Source organism: Streptococcus sp. HMSC064H09 (assembly GCF_001812625.1).
Lineage (GTDB): Bacteria > Bacillota > Bacilli > Lactobacillales > Streptococcaceae > Streptococcus.
The window spans coordinates 70,978-88,416 of sequence record NZ_KV809571.1; the positions used below are offsets into that span (position 1 = coordinate 70,978).

At 41.0% G+C, this 17,439-nt stretch carries 20 protein-coding genes; 10 read left to right on the top strand and 10 right to left on the bottom strand.

The window, feature by feature from the left end; genetic code table 11:
- The first annotated feature begins 16 nt into the window (after window positions 1-16).
- Window positions 17-646 carry a ribonuclease P gene (locus HMPREF2867_RS03765; RefSeq protein ID WP_070575915.1) on the top strand — a complete coding sequence of 210 codons (630 nt, stop codon included), beginning with the start codon at window positions 17-19 and terminating at the stop codon, window positions 644-646.
- A 35-nt stretch (window positions 647-681) separates the two neighbouring features.
- On the opposite strand, the gene serS is transcribed toward HMPREF2867_RS03765, so the two are convergent.
- The 9 genes from serS to HMPREF2867_RS03810 form a co-directional block, all read right to left on the bottom strand.
- Complete coding sequence (gene serS, locus HMPREF2867_RS03770) at window positions 682-1,959, bottom strand: serine--tRNA ligase (RefSeq protein ID WP_070575918.1); 1,278 nt, start codon at window positions 1,957-1,959, stop codon at window positions 682-684.
- Window positions 1,960-2,168: 209 nt separating this feature from the next.
- Window positions 2,169-2,543, bottom strand: coding sequence for a DUF956 family protein (locus HMPREF2867_RS03775; RefSeq protein WP_002889978.1), 375 nt, complete (start codon window positions 2,541-2,543; stop codon window positions 2,169-2,171).
- A 78-nt stretch (window positions 2,544-2,621) separates the two neighbouring features.
- On the bottom strand, window positions 2,622-3,533 hold the full coding sequence (locus tag HMPREF2867_RS03780; RefSeq protein WP_002886601.1) for a PTS system mannose/fructose/sorbose family transporter subunit IID: 912 nt from the start codon (window positions 3,531-3,533) through the stop codon (window positions 2,622-2,624).
- A gap of 14 nt (window positions 3,534-3,547) precedes the next feature.
- The gene (locus HMPREF2867_RS03785; RefSeq protein ID WP_014633901.1) at window positions 3,548-4,363 is read right to left on the bottom strand and encodes a PTS mannose/fructose/sorbose transporter subunit IIC; all 816 of its coding nucleotides are present in this window, start codon (window positions 4,361-4,363) and stop codon (window positions 3,548-3,550) included.
- A gap of 67 nt (window positions 4,364-4,430) precedes the next feature.
- Window positions 4,431-5,423, bottom strand: a complete 993-nt coding sequence (locus HMPREF2867_RS03790) for a PTS sugar transporter subunit IIB (protein WP_002883770.1) — start codon at window positions 5,421-5,423, stop codon at window positions 4,431-4,433.
- 265 nt (window positions 5,424-5,688) lie between these two features.
- Window positions 5,689-6,075, bottom strand: a complete 387-nt coding sequence (locus HMPREF2867_RS03795; RefSeq protein WP_014633902.1) for a DUF956 family protein — start codon at window positions 6,073-6,075, stop codon at window positions 5,689-5,691.
- A 12-nt stretch (window positions 6,076-6,087) separates the two neighbouring features.
- Entirely contained in the window at window positions 6,088-7,002 is a 915-nt protein-coding gene (locus tag HMPREF2867_RS03800; RefSeq protein WP_070575920.1) for a PTS system mannose/fructose/sorbose family transporter subunit IID, read from the bottom strand.
- 15 nt (window positions 7,003-7,017) lie between these two features.
- Window positions 7,018-7,818 carry a PTS mannose/fructose/sorbose transporter subunit IIC gene (locus HMPREF2867_RS03805; protein WP_038675307.1) on the bottom strand — a complete coding sequence of 267 codons (801 nt, stop codon included), beginning with the start codon at window positions 7,816-7,818 and terminating at the stop codon, window positions 7,018-7,020.
- Window positions 7,819-7,835: 17 nt separating this feature from the next.
- Window positions 7,836-8,843: a PTS sugar transporter subunit IIB gene (locus HMPREF2867_RS03810; RefSeq protein ID WP_060973178.1), complete on the bottom strand. Its 1,008-nt coding sequence runs from the start codon at window positions 8,841-8,843 to the stop codon at window positions 7,836-7,838.
- A 377-nt stretch (window positions 8,844-9,220) separates the two neighbouring features.
- Here HMPREF2867_RS03810 and HMPREF2867_RS03815 point away from each other — a divergent pair, with 377 nt between their 5' ends.
- Complete coding sequence (locus tag HMPREF2867_RS03815) at window positions 9,221-9,952, top strand: cyclase family protein (protein ID WP_070575923.1); 732 nt, start codon at window positions 9,221-9,223, stop codon at window positions 9,950-9,952.
- A gap of 44 nt (window positions 9,953-9,996) precedes the next feature.
- Here HMPREF2867_RS03815 and HMPREF2867_RS03820 read toward each other — a convergent pair whose 3' ends face one another.
- Window positions 9,997-10,809 (bottom strand): Cof-type HAD-IIB family hydrolase, encoded by an 813-nt coding sequence (locus HMPREF2867_RS03820; protein WP_070575926.1) that lies wholly within the window; start codon window positions 10,807-10,809, stop codon window positions 9,997-9,999.
- A gap of 208 nt (window positions 10,810-11,017) precedes the next feature.
- Between HMPREF2867_RS03820 and HMPREF2867_RS03825 the strand changes: the two genes are divergently transcribed.
- The 8 genes from HMPREF2867_RS03825 (at window position 11,018) to HMPREF2867_RS03860 (ending at window position 17,430) form a co-directional block, all read left to right on the top strand.
- A complete protein-coding gene (locus tag HMPREF2867_RS03825; RefSeq protein ID WP_002883789.1) occupies window positions 11,018-12,439 on the top strand; it encodes an NCS2 family permease in 1,422 nt (473 codons plus the stop codon).
- 271 nt (window positions 12,440-12,710) lie between these two features.
- Window positions 12,711-13,154, top strand: a complete 444-nt coding sequence (gene tsaE / locus HMPREF2867_RS03830) for a tRNA (adenosine(37)-N6)-threonylcarbamoyltransferase complex ATPase subunit type 1 TsaE (RefSeq protein ID WP_014633907.1) — start codon at window positions 12,711-12,713, stop codon at window positions 13,152-13,154.
- Window positions 13,147-13,668 carry a GNAT family N-acetyltransferase gene (locus HMPREF2867_RS03835; RefSeq protein ID WP_060973182.1) on the top strand — a complete coding sequence of 174 codons (522 nt, stop codon included), beginning with the start codon at window positions 13,147-13,149 and terminating at the stop codon, window positions 13,666-13,668. Before tsaE ends, HMPREF2867_RS03835 begins: the two co-directional genes overlap by 8 nt.
- A gap of 8 nt (window positions 13,669-13,676) precedes the next feature.
- A complete protein-coding gene (locus HMPREF2867_RS03840; RefSeq protein ID WP_070575928.1) occupies window positions 13,677-14,927 on the top strand; it encodes a glycopolymer--peptidoglycan transferase LytR in 1,251 nt (416 codons plus the stop codon).
- Window positions 14,928-15,079: 152 nt separating this feature from the next.
- Window positions 15,080-15,553, top strand: a complete 474-nt coding sequence (gene rimP, locus HMPREF2867_RS03845) for a ribosome maturation factor RimP (RefSeq protein ID WP_002883745.1) — start codon at window positions 15,080-15,082, stop codon at window positions 15,551-15,553.
- 65 nt (window positions 15,554-15,618) lie between these two features.
- The gene (nusA, locus tag HMPREF2867_RS03850) at window positions 15,619-16,818 is read left to right on the top strand and encodes a transcription termination factor NusA (RefSeq protein ID WP_064524541.1); all 1,200 of its coding nucleotides are present in this window, start codon (window positions 15,619-15,621) and stop codon (window positions 16,816-16,818) included.
- Between the two features lie 20 nt (window positions 16,819-16,838).
- Window positions 16,839-17,135: an RNase P modulator RnpM gene (rnpM, locus tag HMPREF2867_RS03855; protein WP_002883779.1), complete on the top strand. Its 297-nt coding sequence runs from the start codon at window positions 16,839-16,841 to the stop codon at window positions 17,133-17,135.
- The gene (locus tag HMPREF2867_RS03860; protein ID WP_002883776.1) at window positions 17,128-17,430 is read left to right on the top strand and encodes a YlxQ-related RNA-binding protein; all 303 of its coding nucleotides are present in this window, start codon (window positions 17,128-17,130) and stop codon (window positions 17,428-17,430) included. The genes rnpM and HMPREF2867_RS03860 overlap by 8 nt, the downstream gene beginning before the upstream one ends.
- Window positions 17,431-17,439: the final 9 nt, after the last annotated feature.

Consider the following 17,439-nt stretch of genomic DNA (forward strand, 5'->3'; position numbering starts at 1 on the left):
TTGTAAGGAGAAAACGATGTTAGAAAATGTTCAAGCTTATTTGTCAAAACAGGGAGTTAAGTATATCAAACCTGAAAAAGCCGGTCCACATAAGGAAGAGATGGAAGACCTCAAGGCACTTGGTCAAGCAGCTCGTAAGGAGATGCAGGCTTTAGCAAAACTTCTAGAGGAGCGTTTGGCACCCTTTAAGATGGATCGTGTCAGTAATTGGGCTAATCAAGCACAAATATGCCGGCCACACTTTTGGTGCTATTACAGGGCCCCTGAGGATAGTTTAGACGATGTTGCCATGGCGATTCGACTTTATGGTCAGCCTGAAAAATGGGGGATTTCAGTAGAAGTTAGCTTTGTCGAACGTAAAAAATCAGATACCACTCTAGCTAAGCAACATAAGGTCCTAGACTTACCGATTGCACCCTCTCTATACTATTTTGCTCAGGAAAATGGTGTTAGTCATCGTGTGGAAGGAACGGAAGAGAATCGTCAGATGCTTAAAGAAGCAATTAGAGATGGTCGAGTTCGTAAGGTGTTGGTCAAGTATGATGTCCCTGTGACTGCTAGTGAAACAATGGAAGAGTTGGTAGAAGAACTCGCTGATGGGTTCTATAAGTTGAAACCATACTATGAGGAAGCTAATCAAAACTAAAAAAATCTCCAGTTTTTTCTGGAGATTTCTCTTATTTATTTTGGTGAAATCACTTCAGCACCACCCATGTAAGGGCGAAGAACTTCAGGGATAGTTACTGAACCATCTTCGTTTTGGTAGTTTTCAAGGATAGCGGCTACTGTACGTCCAACAGCAAGTCCTGAACCGTTAAGAGTGTGAAGAAGTTTTACCTTACCATCGGCTTCGTCACGGTAACGGATTTGTGCACGACGGGCTTGGAAATCTTCTGTGTTTGAACATGAAGAAATTTCGCGGTAAGTATTTTGTGCTGGAATCCAAACTTCCAAGTCGTAAGTTTTCGCAGCTGAGAATCCCATATCGCCAGTACACAAAGTGATGACACGGTATGGCAAGTTAAGTTTTTGAAGAATGTTTTCAGCGTTAACTACCATTTTTTCCAATTCATCATAAGAGTCTTCAGGTTTTGAGAATTTGACCATTTCAACCTTGTGGAATTGGTGAAGACGAATCAAACCACGTGTATCACGACCAGCTGAACCAGCTTCTGAACGGAATGAAGGGCTCATAGCAGTGAAGTAGATTGGCAATTCTTTACCATCAAGGATTTCACCACGGTAGTAGTTTGTCAAAGGAACTTCGGCTGTTGGGATAAGGACATAGTCAGTACCGTCAAGCTCGAAAGTATCTTCCTTGAATTTTGGATATTGACCAGTACCGAACATTGAGTCGTGGTTAACCATGTAAGGTGTGATCATCTCAGTGTAACCTTCTTTAGCGTGCTCATCCAACATGAAGTTGTAGATTGCACGTTCCAATTTTGCTCCAAGTCCTTTGTAGAAGAGGAAGCGAGAACCAGTGACTTTAGCACCACGTTCCCAATCTAGGATACCAAGGTCTTCCCCAAGATCCCAGTGTGCTTTAACTTCAAAATCAAAGTCACGAGGTGTTCCCCAACGACGAACTTCTACGTTTTCGTCTTCGTCAGCACCTACTGGAACAGAGTCATTTGGTGTGTTTGGAAGTGTTACAACGATGGCATTAAGCTTTTCATCGATAGCAGCAAGTTCTGCATCGATTTCCTTAATTTCTGCAGAGACTTTTTGCATTGCTGCGATTTGTTTGGAAGCATCTTCTTTGTTACGCTTAGCTTGAGCGATACCATCTGAAGCAATGTTACGTTGAGCTTTGAGTTCTTCAGATTTGATAAGAAGTTCACGACGTTTAACATCAAGCTCTTTAAGTTCATTTAAAGTTTCAGCAGCGACACCACGTGTAGCCAATTTTTCGGCAAGGGCATCGAAGTCGTTACGAATACGTTTTACATCTAACATAAGTTCCTCCAAAAAGTAAAACACTCCAGTGAAAGTGTTGGAGTGACATAGGCCACGGTTCCATCCAACTTCACAGGAGTGCACTTGTTTATGTTTTTAATTATTAGAAACGGTAGAATTTCGTAGGTTAACCCTACCTGCTCGCAGCAACCGCAGGCTTTCTGTAAGGGTCTAGCTAGTACTTATCCGTCTGTTATATTATACAAAAATTATGATTTTTTGGCAAATAAACCTTTGAGTCGAGCGCCAATAGTTTGAATGAGAGTTGGTAGCTTGACGACTTTTTCATTGCCAAGGTGTTCCCTAGCAATCTTTAGAATCTTCCCAGAATCTTTAGAAGCAAAGAGGAATTTGCTCTTGTCTGTCAACACTTCAAAGTGGCGGCTAATTCTCTTTCCTGAGACATTCGCACCGATTTGAGTGATGCTAGTCCATGGGATTTGAATGTATTGCTCGACATTGACATCTGGGTAGAATTCAAGAGCCATATCTCCGATTAGAAATTTACCGACTTTCCCTCCGATAGCCATGTAGGAAACGCCTGTTGTATGCAGTTCAACTGTTTTGTTTAGTGATTGTGCCATATCTATCTCGCTTTTTGATTGTAGTACCTTTATTATAGCATAAGAAAAGAGTTCAGCTTTGCTAAACTCTTACTCTTTTTACATGATTCCGAAGAAGCTTGCAATGATACCAACTACAAAGAGTCCGATGATGATTGTGATTGGTGAAACTTTCTTCTTAAGCAACCACATACATGCAAAAGTAAGGAGAAGTCCCATCAAACCTGGAATCAAAGAATCCAATTGTTTTTGTAGGGTATCAACTTGAATCTTGTCAAAGCTAAGTTTATCATTGACTTGACCAAGGATAGTCTTGAGTTGGTCACCAGTAACATTTCCTTTTGGCCACTCGATATAGGCACCCTTAGACATAACTTTACCTGGAAGATTTACGATGAAGTTGATTGAAACCCAACGTTCAACGAGGACAGCCAAGATGAACATACCAAGGATTGATGCCCCTTTAGTAATATCTTTCAAGATACCACCAGACATGTCTTTAGTAATTTCTGAACCTGCTTTGTAACCAAGTTCTTGAGTGTACCACAAGAAGGCCATACGGATAAGGTTCCAACCGATGAAGAAGATAAGTGGACCAGCAATGTTACCAGCTTGTGCCAATGATGCACCAAGGGCACCAAGGATTGGACGAACTGTGAACCAGAAGACAGGGTCACCGATACCGGCAAGTGGTCCCATCATACCGATTTTAACCCCTTGGATAGCGGCATCTTCGATTTCAGTACCATTGGCTTTTTCTTCCTCAAGAGCCAATGTAACCCCCATGATAGGAGCAGCTACGTAAGGGTGAGTGTTGAAGAATTCCAAGTGACGTTTAAGAGCTGCGGCTTGGTCTTCTTTGTTAGTATAAAGTTTTTTGATAGCAGGAATGAGTGAGTAAGCCCAACCCAAGTTTTGCATACGTTCATAGTTCCATGAACCTTGCAAGAATTGTGAGCGCCACCAAACCTTTTTACGATCTGCTTGAGATAATTGAATTTTTTCAGCCATGAGAGCACCCCTTCCTAGTAGTCTTCCAAGATATCGCCGATTGGGTCGCCTGAACCAGATGAAGTTCCGCCACCATTCCCGCCACCTTGTTTAGAAAGGTTGAGGTAAACGAAGGCGATAGCGACACCGATTGCACCAAGAGCGATAAGAGTCAATTGACTAATAGCTGCAAGCGCAAAACCAATGGCAAAGAATGGCCAAACTTCACGAGTTGCCATCATGTTGATAACCATGGCGTAACCAACGGCTACGACCATACCACCACCGACAACCATACCATGGTTGAGCCAGCCAGGCATCAAGTTAAGGGCATGTTGAACAGATTGAGCTGGGATAGCAAGAAGAAGGGCTGCTGGAACCGCAATACGCAAACCTTGAAGAAGGAGAGCGAGGTAGTGTGCACGTTCAACACCAGCGATGTTTCCGTTTTCTGCAGCCTTATCAGCAGTGTGAACAAGGGCAACAGAAGCTGTACGAACAAGCATAGTTAAGAAGAGACCGGCAACTGCAAGTGGTATAGCTGTTGCAGTCGCAACACCGATACCTTCTTGAGTGAAGTTGCCACCTTTAACCAAAATGATGGCAGCAGCAACAGAGGCAAGGGCAGCGTCAGGAGCGACAGCGGCACCGATATTAGCCCAAGCAAGGGCAATCATTTGAAGAGAACCACCAAGCATGATACCTGCAGTGAGGTTACCTGTAGCAGCACCGATGAGGGTACATGCAACAAGTGGTTGGTGGAATTGGAATTGGTCAAGGATACCTTCAAGACCAGCAAGGAAGGCAACAACTACGACCAAAATTGCAGAAATAATTGACATATCTGACATGGTAATAATTCCTTTTCTATTGAGTTGTGATTAGCTGAGAGTATCAACTAATTTATCCGAATGAAGGTTATTGAACGTTAGCTTTTTTGATAAGGTCGAACAAATCTTTCTTAGAATCGTTTGGTACCTTACGGACGTCGAATTCAACGCCAAGGTCACGCAATTTTTCGAAGCAAGCAACATCGTCTTTGTCCATAGACAAAACGTTGTTAACCATTGTTTTACCAGTTGAGTGAGCCATAGAACCAACGTTAAGTTCTTTGATTGGCACGCCACCTTCGATAGCACGAAGTGCGTCTTGAACAGTTTCGAACAAGATAAGCGCGTGTGTGTTACCAAAGCGAGGGTCCTTAGAAGCATCAATCAATTTTTGAATTGGAACAACGTTTGCTTTAACCCCATTTGGTGCTGCTTGTTTGATCAATTCTTTACGAAGCTCATCTTTAGCAACGTCATCTGAAGCAACAATGATACGGTCTGCTTTAGAAGCAGGTGTCCAGTTAGTTGCTACCTGACCATGCAAGAGACGTGTGTCCAAACGTGCCAAGTTAATCTTGAGTTTACCATCTCCGATAACTGTCCCTTCTGGGATAGCTCCTTGAGGTGCAGCAGCTTCTACAGGAGCTGCTGTTGTTTCCTCAGCTGGATTAAGCTCCTCTGGAAGTGCCTTGATACCACCCTTAGCTTCCTTGATGATATTAGCAGCAACTTGCTCTGCAGTAGCGTTAGCATCCATCATACGTTCAGTGTATGCTTGGATTAGCATTGGCAAGTTAAGTCCTGTGATGATAGCAATCTTGCGATCTGGATTTTCTCCAGCAATTCGGCTAGCTTGGTTAAATGGTGAACCAGACCAAAGGTCAGCCAAAACAAGAATTTCATCATCAGCATCGAATTGTGCAATGGCGTCGTTGAAGTGAGCGTACAAATCATCAGGACCTTCACTTGGCATGAAAGTTACGACTTGAACTTTCTCTTGGTCTCCAAAAATCATAGAGCCTGATTGGTGGATCCCTTCAGCGAACTTACCATGGCTGGCAATAATAATACCGATACCCATTCGTGTTCTCCTCCTTATAAATTATTTTTTCCTAGGCTTAAAAAGACTATCTCCGATTTTTTTCAAGACGCTAAAAAAAGCGTCTCTCAATCTTTTTAAACATAAGAAATCAAGAACAATTATATTGTAAAACGCTTTCACGTAAATGTCAATAGCTAGTGAGATAAAATTTCAAAAGAAGTCAATTTCTTTCAAAAATGAGCAAAGTATTATAAAAAGATTGCCCAACCATTAGATTGGACAATCTTTTTATAATATTCGGAGATTATTTCTTCTTGACAATGAGTCGGAAAAGATTCTTAAAGCCTTGTTTGAGAACAACGATGAAGCTAGGTGCTTTTCTTAAACTTTCTCGAGGAATTCTTTTTTGAATTTCTTTCAAAGTTATTCGGCTTTTTCGACTGGCAAAACGGAAACGTCCATTTTGCTTAGTACGGATTTCAAAGCGTGGGATGAATTTACCACCGAAGTAGACATCGGCAATCACATAAGTGATTTCATCCCAAGGAATTTGAACGTAGTCTTGCAACTTCGTATCATTGTAAAATTCGAAGGCCTTATCTCCGACCATGATATTTCCGTAAATAGGCCCTTCACGAAACCAAGTTCCCTTAGTTGTGTGAGCCATTTCGGTATTGAGCGATTTAACCATACCTTGCTCCGATTAGAGTAGACCAATAATGTGGAGCACAATAGCTAGGACAAAGATACCCAAGATGATAACGATTGGAGAAACTTTTCTCTTAAGAAGGTACATACAGAGGAAAGTCAAACCAAGGGCAGCAAGACCAGGAATCAATTGGTTCAAGTTATCTTGCAAGGTTGTCACTTTGTTAACGTCAAGAGAGCGACCGGCAGCTTGTTGATGGAAGGCTTCTTTAACACCGGCAATACCTTTTGGAAGTTTATCCCAATCGATATAAGCACCTTCTTGTTGTTTAACAGTAGAGACAACTGGTGTGAAGGTGATACTTACCCAACGTTGAATAAGAGAACCGATAACGAACATCCCCATCATTGATGCGCCACGAGTTACTTGTTGAAGAAGGTTACCAGACACGTCGTCTGTAATCGCAGCACCAGCTCTATAACCGAATTCTTGAGTATACCATTTAACAGCGGCAACCATAACATTCCAGAGAACGAAGAAGACGATTGGGCCTAGGACGTTACCTGAAACTGCCAAACCTGCTCCTAGTGAAAGGAAGATTGGACGAAGGGTAAACCAGAAGAGAGGGTCACCGGCACCTGCAAGAGGTCCCATCATACCGACCTTAACCCCTGAGATAGCAGCATCATCGATCTCAGCACCGTTGGCACGTTCTTCTTCCAAGGCAAGTGTAACCCCAAAGATTGGGTTAGCCATGAAAGGTTGTGTATTAAAGAATTCCAAGTGACGTTTAAGAGCAGCAGCACGGTCTTCTTTAGTTTGATAAAGTTTTTTGATTGCAGGAATAAGGGTGTAAGCCACACCACCATTTTGCATACGTTCATAGTTGAATGAAGCTAAAAGGAAGTATGAGCGCAAGAAAGCTTTGAAACGATCTGCTTTTGTTAATTTAATTTTTGAATCAGCCATTTTCTTTCCTCCTAATTAAAAGTCTTCCAGAATTTCACCGAGGGGATCACCTGATCCTCCGTCGTTTGAAGAACCCAATGAACCACTAGCTTCAAGTGCAAGGTACATAACGGCAAGGCAGAGACCGATGATACCCAAGCTAATCAAGGTCAATTCTTTGAGGGCAGCCAAAGCAAAACCAAGGAAGAAGAATGGCCAAACTTCGCGACTAGACATCATGTTGATAACCATGGCATAACCAACAGCTACAACCATACCACCACCGATTGTCATACCTGATGTTAACCATTCAGGCATAGCTTCAAGACCAGATTGTACGATGTGTGCAGGAATCAAGAGCAAGAGGAGGGCAGGGATAGCAACACGGAGACCTTGGAGGGCCATACCGATGAAGTGCCATCTTTCAACACCAGCGATATCAGCAGCTTCTGCACGGCTATCCATAATATGAGAGATGAAAACAGTTGCTGTACGGACAAACATTGTCAAGGCAAGGCCGGCAACAGCTAAAGGCACCGCAAGGGCGATGGCAGGACCAATTCCTTTAGCTCCTTGGCCACCCAAGATAAGGATGATTGTAGAAGCTACAGCGGCAAGTGAAGCATCTGGTGCCATGGCAGCACCAACGTTTGCCCATCCCGAAGTAATCAACTGTAAGCTACCACCCAACATTACGCCGAGTTCGAGATGACCAGTAACAAGACCGATTAGGGAACAAGCCACAACTGGCTGGTATGTTTCGATTTGGTCGTTAACTGAGCTACAACCGATGATGAAAGCAACAATTACGACTAAAATAATTTGTACTAAACTCATTTATGCATCCTCCAAAATTATTTCTTCTCTGCTAATTTAGTTTCAGCTGACTTAATCAAGGTATCAACGTTTGCTGGGCTATCACTTGGTACCCCACGAACGTCAAATTTGACACCCAATGATTGCAACTCTTTGATAGCATCCACATCTGTTTGGTCAAATGAAAGAGCTTTAGTAACGTTGACTTTTCCTTCTTTATAAGCTGAAGAACCAAGGTTGATTTCTTTAACATCAACACCTGCTTTAACAGCAGCAAGAGCATCTTCAACAGATTCAAAGAGAAGCATAGCACGTGTATCACCAAAACGTGGGTCATTGTTTGCTTTAACCATGTTTTTAATTGGGATAACGTGAACTTGAACACCAGATGGAGCGGCTTGTTTAATCATGCTTGTACGAAGTTTATCATGACAAACAGTGTCTGAAACAACGATGATACGGTCTGGGTGAGTTGAGTGAGTCCAACCAGTCGCAACCTGACCGTGGAGGAGACGTGTGTCAACACGAGCCAAAACGTATTTGATTTTTCCATCACCAAGAACGGTTCCTTCAGGAATGGTACCTTTAGGAATAGAAGGTTTAGCGTCGGCTGGTTTAGTGTCTTCTTCAGGAATAAGGCCTTCTGGAAGGACTTTAACGCCTTCTTTTGTTTCCTTATAAATGTTAGCGACAATCTCTTCAACCCCAGCGTCAGGAGCTACCATACGTTCCGTATATGCTTGGATAAGCATTGGCAAGTTGAGTCCTGTCACGATAACCATCTTGCGATCAGGATTTTCTTCCTTGATACGGCTTGCCTGGTTAAATGGGGATCCAGACCAAAGGTCTGCAAGGACAAGAATTTCGTCGTCAGCGTCAAATTGAGCGATGGCATCTTTGAAGTGAGCGTACAAGTCGTCTGGACCTTCATTTGGCATGAAAGTAACCACTTGAACTTTCTCTTGTTCACCAAAAATCATAGAACCTGATTGGTGAATACCTTCAGCGAATTTACCATGGCTAGCAATAATAATACCGATACCCATTAGTGTTCTTCCTCCTTTTATATATTGCTTCTTAGGAATAGAAAAATGATTATTGGTATTATCATTCATGACATGAAAATGACAACAATATTTTTTTAGTCCCTCGAAAATTAGAACAATCTAATTGTAAAACGTTATCATAAATTTGTCAATGCTTTTCGTAACAAAAGTGTCATAAAATTGAAAAAAATATCAAATTATCGCAAATATACTTTTTTTCAGACAAAAGGATTTAGATATAGTTTGAAGCTATATCTAACTAGAAGAAATGGGATTAAGAAAAAATGAGATAAATGCTTGTAATAGCTAGTAATGGCTGCTATAATTTCTTCAATTAACTATTTAAGGTTAAATCTATAAGAAAAGAGGGCCTCCTTATGTCAGATTTACTAAGTATTTATAAAGAATTGCAATCTAAGAAATGGGTTGACTTGACCCACAAAATTAATGCGGAAAGTCCACACTTTCCAGCACTCCCTGCTTTGAAACAAGAAGACCTTTTCACATTAAAAGATGGTTTCCATGTTCAAAAATTTACAGTAGTTGGTCAATACGGAACGCATATTGATGCACCGATTCACTTTGTAGAAGGTGGTCGTTGGTTGGATGAGATTGCCCTCAAAGATCTTCTTTTACCACTCTATGTTATCGACAAGTCTAAAGAAGTTGCTGCGAGTCCAAACTTTATCTTGAGCAAACAAGATATCTTAGACTTTGAAGCAGAACATGGACGAATTGTTGAAGGGGCCTTTGTCGCTTTTCGTAGTGATTGGTCGAAGCGTTGGCCAGATCAAGATGCTATGCGCAACCTTGATGAAAATGGGGTTCAGCAAAGTCCAGGTTGGAGCCGCGAAGCTCTAGAATTCTTGATTCATGAACGCCATGTTAAGGCTGTCGGTCATGAGACTTTTGATACAGATGCTGGTATTCCAGCAGCAGAACATGGCTTGGTTAACGAATACTACCTCTTGGAACAAAACATTTATCAGGTAGAAGTCTTGAACCAATTGGATCAAGTTCCAGCCGTTGGTGCTTTGATTTCAATTGCATTTCCTCACTGGGACAAGGCGACAGGTTCCCCAGTGCGTGCAGTGGCTATTTTACCTTAATCAGAACAAAAGACACCGAAGAAATTTTCAGTGTCTTTTCTTGTTTATAAAAAGAGTTCTTGAAGTTTGCGAGCAACGCCATCCTCTTCATTAGTCCACTCAATTTGTTCGTTAGCGTGGGGAAGAAGGACAGAGCTAGCATTCTTCATGGCATAACCAGTTTTAGCAAGTTCCAACATCTCTGTGTCATTGTGTTCGTCACCAAAAGCAATCAAATCATTTGTTGATTTACGCATGGCCTTAAGTAAGTAGTTTAGAGCGTAGGCTTTTTTGATGCCTTTAGGCGAAAATTCCAAAATATTAAGTGGGCCACCCCAAGAATCAACTTCAATTTCTTCCTTGAAGTCTTTCTTGATGTCATCGGCTAGTTGGTACTTATCCTCATGACGAGTTTGCATAAGAAGAGCATTTGGGTTGCGTGTAATTTTTGCTGGTTCCAAACGCATAGCCTCAATGATTTTATCAACACCAAAGAGTTGTGGTTGAATACGCTCTGGGTGATTCATAGTGATATAGAAATGTTTTCGGTATTCACTTGCCAGAAAATCCATTTCTAACTCATCGTGTCGTTGTAGGAGGTCAATCAGATATTTTTTGTCTAATTTAACCGAATGCTCATAGGCCCAGTCTTGGTCTGGAAGATTGGTCAAGGAGCCATTAAAGGTAATGAGTGGTGTTTCTAACCCAAGTGTTTTGTAATGGTCGATAGCCATACGATAAGGACGACCTGTAGCAATAACGACTTGGTGTCCTTTGTTTTGTACATCTTTAATTGTTTTTTGTGTAAATTCTGAAATAGTTCCATCTGGACGCAAGAGGGTTCCATCAAGATCTAGTGCAATCAATTTTTTTGTCATGTTCCCATTATAGCAAAAATCTGTCCTTTGTTGGTGATTAAGAAAGAGCTTTCTAAGAACGTTCGGTTTTTCATAAGAAAAGTCTCAGGAAATAAACCTTGCACCGTAAAATAATTTCATGTAGAATAGTAACGTTGCATTCTACGTGAGAATGTTCCGAAATTATTCGGATTTTGACAATATTTTTTATTAAGGAGTCTAAACTTTCATGGAAAAGTTTTTCAAATTGAAAGAACATGGTACTGACGTCCGTACAGAAGTGACTGCCGGATTGACAACTTTCTTTGCCATGTCTTACATCCTCTTTGTTAACCCAGCGATGTTGGCTCAAACAGGGATGCCTGCACAAGGTGTGTTCTTAGCAACAATTATTGGTGCGGTTGCAGGGACATTGATGATGGCCTTTTATGCCAACCTACCATACGCTCAAGCGCCTGGTATGGGACTTAATGCCTTCTTCACCTATACAGTGGTCTTTTCTTTGGGGTACACTTGGCAAGAGGCCTTAGCGATGGTCTTTCTATGTGGTGTTATTTCATTGATTATCACAGTAACTAAAGTACGTAAGATGATTATTGAGTCTATTCCAACAGCCCTTAAATCTGCGATTTCAGCAGGTATAGGTGTTTTCCTTGCCTATGTGGGGATTAAAAATGCTGGTTTCTTGAAATTCTCAATTAATCCTCATACCTACACTGTAGCAGGTAAAGGTGCTGATATGGCCAAGGCTTCAATTACAGCTTCATCATCAGCTACACCAGGTTTGGTTGCCTTCAATAACCCAACTGTTATTGTCGGTTTGATTGGTCTTGCGATTGCGATTTTCTTTATCGTTAAAGGTATTCGTGGTGGAGTTCTTCTTTCAATCCTCGTAACGACTATCATTGCTATTTTTGCTGGTGTCGTTGATCTTGGAAGCATCGATTGGCACGCAGCTAGCTTGACATCATCTATTAAAGATCTTGGTCAGGTCTTTGGTGCAGCGCTTGGATCTAAGGGATTGGGATCACTCTTTGCAGACGTTTCTCGTTTGCCTGGTGTCTTTATGGCTATCCTTGCCTTCTCATTGACTGATATCTTCGATACTATCGGTACCTTAATCGGTACTGGTGAGAAGGTTGGTATCATTGCTTCAACAGGTGATAACAACGAATCAAAAGCTCTTGACCGTGCTCTTTACTCTGACCTTGTTGGTACAAGTATTGGTGCCATTGCAGGGACTTCAAACGTTACAACTTACGTTGAATCTGCAGCAGGTATTGGTGCTGGTGGACGTACTGGTTTGACAGCTCTTGTGGTTGCTGTACTCTTTGCCATTTCTAGTTTCTTTAGTCCAGTGGTGTCAATCGTTCCAAATGCGGCAACAGCGCCTATTCTTATTATTGTAGGTGTTATGATGCTCTCTAACCTTAAGAGTGTCGATTGGGAAGACTTGTCTGAAGCTATTCCTGCTTTCTTTACTTCTATTTTCATGGGATTCTCATATAGCATTACCTATGGTATCGCAGCTGGGTTCCTTACTTATACTTTGGTCAAAATTGTCAAAGGTCAAGCTAAGGATGTCCACTTTATTATGTGGATTTTGGATATCTTGTTTATCCTTAACTTCATCAGTATGGCTGTGTTCTAAAGCTTGAAAGAAAAAGTCTGTACATTTGTCAGGCTTTTTCTTTTGCAATTTTTATGTGGAAGAAAGGTGAGAGGTTTTTTTGATGAATTTTCAATGCCATAGAAATTTCACGAAAAAATCTAATTTATGAGCGTTTGATGTGTCTAAGATAAATCCAAAATTAAAACACGGATTTTGATTTCTTACTTAAATGATTCAATATTTATAAGTTTCTACTGTATTTTTACAGTGGATTCTAGTCCATATTTTTATTTTTTGATATAATGAAAACATGATTTACAGTCAAAATGAAGAAGAATTGATTAGTATCGGTCAAAAGCTAGGTCGACTACTCGATTCTGGAGATATAATTGTTCTCTCAGGTGATCTGGGAGCTGGCAAAACAACCTTAACCAAGGGGATTGCCAAAGGTTTGGATATTTCACAGATGATAAAGAGTCCAACCTATACTATTGTAAGGGAGTATGAGGGGCGACTGCCACTCTATCATTTAGATGTCTACCGCATTGGTGATGATCCAGATTCTATTGATTTAGATGATTTTCTGTATGGTGAAGGTGTGACAATCATCGAGTGGGGTGAGCTCCTAGATGAGAGTCTGTTAGGGGATTATCTCCTAATTTCGATATCTCATCATGGAGATGGACGTCAGTTGCTTTTTGAATCTTTCGGTCCTAGAAGTAAGGAGATTCAGGAGGAAATGGTAAATGGCTGAGCAAGAATTAGTCATTGAGGAAGCTCAAAGAGAGGATGCTGCCTCTCTAGCTCGCTTGCTAGAGACTGTAGCCTTGGAATCGGATTTTCTAGCACAAGATGCTAGAAGTTCTATACTGAGTGCCGAACAGTTAGCATCTTATATTGAAGGCCATCAGCATATGCTTAATGAGATTTGTTTGGTGGCAAAATTGGGTCGTGAGGTCATTGGTGTTTGTAATGTAACCTCTGATCAAGATACTAAGACTAGTCATATTGGTGACGTATTTATTGCGGTTGCTAAACCCTACTGGGGAAATGGTGTTGGCCAGTTTCTGATGGAAACAATGATTGATTGGGCAGATCATACACCTATTATCCGCCGCTTAGAGTTGACGGTTCAAGCACGTAATAAACGGGCGGTTCACCTCTATCAAAAATTTGGCTTTGACATTGAAGGCACTAAGAAACGTGGTGCAAGAACTAAAAATGGAGAATTTCTAGATGTTTACCTTATGGCTAAACTCATAGATTAAGAAAAAACATGAAACTTGGACGAAAAATTTTATTGATGTTGTTGGCGATTTTTGCAACGACAGTAGTAGCTGCTGGTATTTACCTAACGACAACTTATAATTACGCCACAGGCGAATTGTCAAAAACGTTTAGGGCTTCTAAAGCAACTTCAGGGAATAGTAAGGCTATTCAACAGACTAAGCCTATAACTATTCTCTTGATGGGGGTAGATACAGGATCCAAAGAACGTAAGGAAACCTGGGAAGGAAACTCTGATACCATGATCTTGGTAACAGTGAACCCTAAGACTAAGAAAACAACCATGACCAGTTTGGAACGTGACCTTTTGACAGATATTGAGGGGTCGGGGGAAGCAAAACTAAATTCAGCCTATGCTGAGGGTGGTGCTGACTTGGCTATTTCAACTATTCAAAAGGTTTTAGATATTGATATTGACTATTATGCACTGATTAATATGCAGGGTATGATTGATCTGGTAGATGCCGTGGGTGGAATTGAGGTAACGAATCATTTTGATTTCCCTATTTCAATTGCAGAAAATGAACCAGAATTTCAGGCAAAAGTTGAGCCTGGAACCCATAGAATCAACGGTGAGCAAGCCTTAGTTTATTCACGTATGCGTTACGATGACCCTGATGGTGACTATGGTCGTCAAAAACGTCAACGTGAGGTTATTCAAAAAGTTGTAGCTAAGCTCTTGAAGATGGACTCGATTGGTTCTTACAAGAAAATCTTGTCAGCTGTAAGTTCAAATGTTCAAACTAGCATTGATCTTGGTGATACCAATACTCTGCGTAGCTTGATGGGCTATAGTGATGCACTTAAAAATATTAAGTCATACCAATTGGCTGGTTCGGATGCCATGATCAACGGAGGAAGCTATCAAGTGGCCTCTACTGAGGATATTCTTAAGGTGCAAAACCGTATTAAGAAGGAAGTTGGTAAGAAAAAAGTCTCTGAATCCAATCTTAAGACTAGTTTGGTTCTCTATGGATCTGGTAGCTCTAACTATGGTTCAGATGATTTCGTTAATTCTAAAGGAAGTGCGGCTTCAAGTGAAACATCTTCAAATTATGAGGCTGGGCCATCTGAGGCAGCAGGTAGTGGATCGGTAAGTACCTATAACGGAGGTACAAACTATAGTAATAATTATAGTGAAAACACAGGTAATTATGTTCAGGAACAAGGTACGACAACCCCTACATACAATAATGGATCGGGTGTGACTACCTATAGCACTGTTCCAGCGGCACAATAAATGAGGTTGGGTGATTCCCAACCTTTTTGCTTTAAAATGACAGCGATATGGTTATTCCTTGCAATGGCTTTTGAGCTATGCTATAATATAGTAAAATAACGAAAGAGAGGCGGAGTAGAAACTTCGTCTCTTGTGTGTGTAAGGAGGTCATAATGTCGCAAAAAATTATTGATCTCGTGACGGCAGTCGTAGCTCCAGCTATTCCTGAGCCATACGAACTGGTCGATATCGAGTACGAAAAGCTTGGCGGTGACTATGTCTTGTCAGTTTTGATTGATAAGCCAGGTGGTATTACTGTAGAAGATACTGCAGACTTGACTGAAATTATCAGTCCCCTCTTGGATACTATTCAGCCTGATCCTTTCCCGGATCAATACATGCTGGAAGTTTCTAGTCCAGGGTTAGAGCGTCCCTTAAAAACCAAAGAAGCTTTGACAAATGCTGTTGGTCAGTATATCAATGTTAGTCTTTACAAAGCTATTGATAAGATCAAGATTTTCCAAGGTGACTTGGTGGCCTTTGATGGGGAAACCCTAACAATCGATTACCTTGATAAGACTCGCCATAAAACTGTTGAGATTCCCTATCAAACAGTTGCTAAAGCTCGTTTGGCAGTCAAACTCTAAAACTCTTAGTGTAAATAAAGAAAGGATGCCAGTTTTGGCCAATAGAGGCTAAAACAACAAAGAATATGAGCAAAGAAATGCTAGAAGCCTTCCGTGTCTTGGAAGAAGAAAAACACATTAACAAGGAAGACATCATCGATGCTGTGGTTGAATCACTTAAGTCAGCCTACAAACGTCGTTATGGTCAGTCAGAATCAGCTGTAGTTGAATTCAATGAAAAAACAGGTGATTTTCAAGTTTATACCGTTCGTGAAGTTGTAGACGAAGTCTTTGATAGTCGTTTGGAAATTAGCTTGAAAGATGCCCTTGCTATCAGCTCTGCTTACGAGCTTGGTGACAAGATTCGTTTTGAAGAGTCAGTCGATGAATTTGGTCGTGTTGCAGCGCAATCTGCCAAACAAACCATTATGGAAAAAATGCGCAAGCAGATGCGTGAAATCACTTATAATGACTATAAACAACATGAAGGTGAAATCATGCAAGGGACAGTTGAGCGCTTTGACCAACGCTTCATTTATGTGAATCTTGGAACACTTGAAGCCCAATTGTCACGCCAAGACCAAATTCCTGGTGAAAGCTTTAAGTCACATGATGTCATTGATGTTTATGTTTATAAAGTTGAAAACAACCCTAAAGGTGTTAACGTCTTTGTTAGCCGTAGCCATCCAGAATTCATCAAACGTATCATGGAACAAGAAATTCCAGAAGTATTTGATGGAACTGTAGAAATCATGAGCGTGTCTCGTGAAGCAGGTGATCGTACTAAGGTTGCTGTTCGCAGTCATAATCCTAACGTTGATGCTATTGGTACTATCGTTGGTCGTGGTGGAAGCAATATTAAGAAAGTTGTCAGCCGTTTCCACCCAACACGTTTGGATGCTAAGACAGGAATTGAAGTTCCTGTTGAGGAAAATATTGATGTTATTCAATGGGTTGAAGATCCAGCTGAATTCATCTACAATGCTATTGCACCGGCTGAAGTGGACTATGTTCTCTTCGACGAAGATGATAGCAAACGTGCAACAGTAGTTGTGCCAGATAACAAATTATCTCTTGCAATTGGTCGTCGTGGGCAAAACGTTCGTTTGGCAGCTCATTTGACTGGTTACCGTATTGACATCAAGTCAGCTTCTGAATACGAAGCACTCGAAGCTGAAAAAGCTGAGGCTGCTACTGAGGAAGTTGTAGATGAGATTGTTGCAGAAGAAGCTACACCTGTTGAAGTCACAACAGAAGAAGTAACTGAAACAACAGAAGCAGAATAAGAAGAACATAGAGGTGTTTGATGGCTAAAACACGAAAAATACCTTTACGCAAATCAGTTGTCTCAGGAGAAATCATTGATAAACGTGATTTGCTCCGCATTGTAAAAACTAAAGATGGTGAGATTTTCATTGATCCAACAGGAAAGAAAAATGGCCGAGGTGCTTACATTAAACTAGATAATGAAGAAGCTCTCCAAGCTAAAAAGAAACGTGCTTTTAACCATAGTTTCTCAATGGATGTTCCTGAAAGTTTTTATGATGAACTCATTGCTTATGTGGATCACAAGGTCAAAAGAAGAGAGTTAGGTCTTGAATAACACAGAAAAATTGTCAAATATGTTGGGACTGGCACAAAGAGCTGGAAAGCTTATTTCTGGCGAAGAACTTGTCATCAAGGCAGTTCAATCAGGACAGGCGAGACTAGTTTTTCTTGCCAATGATGCTGGTAGTAACGTGACTAAAAAGACGACTGATAAATGTAACTACTATAATATAGAAGTCTCCACAGTGTTTAACGCACTGGAATTAAGCATGGCTATTGGTAAACCAAGAAAAACGGTTGCTGTAGTTGATGCTGGATTTTCAAAGAAAATGAGGACTCTTATGGACTAAAGAATAGGA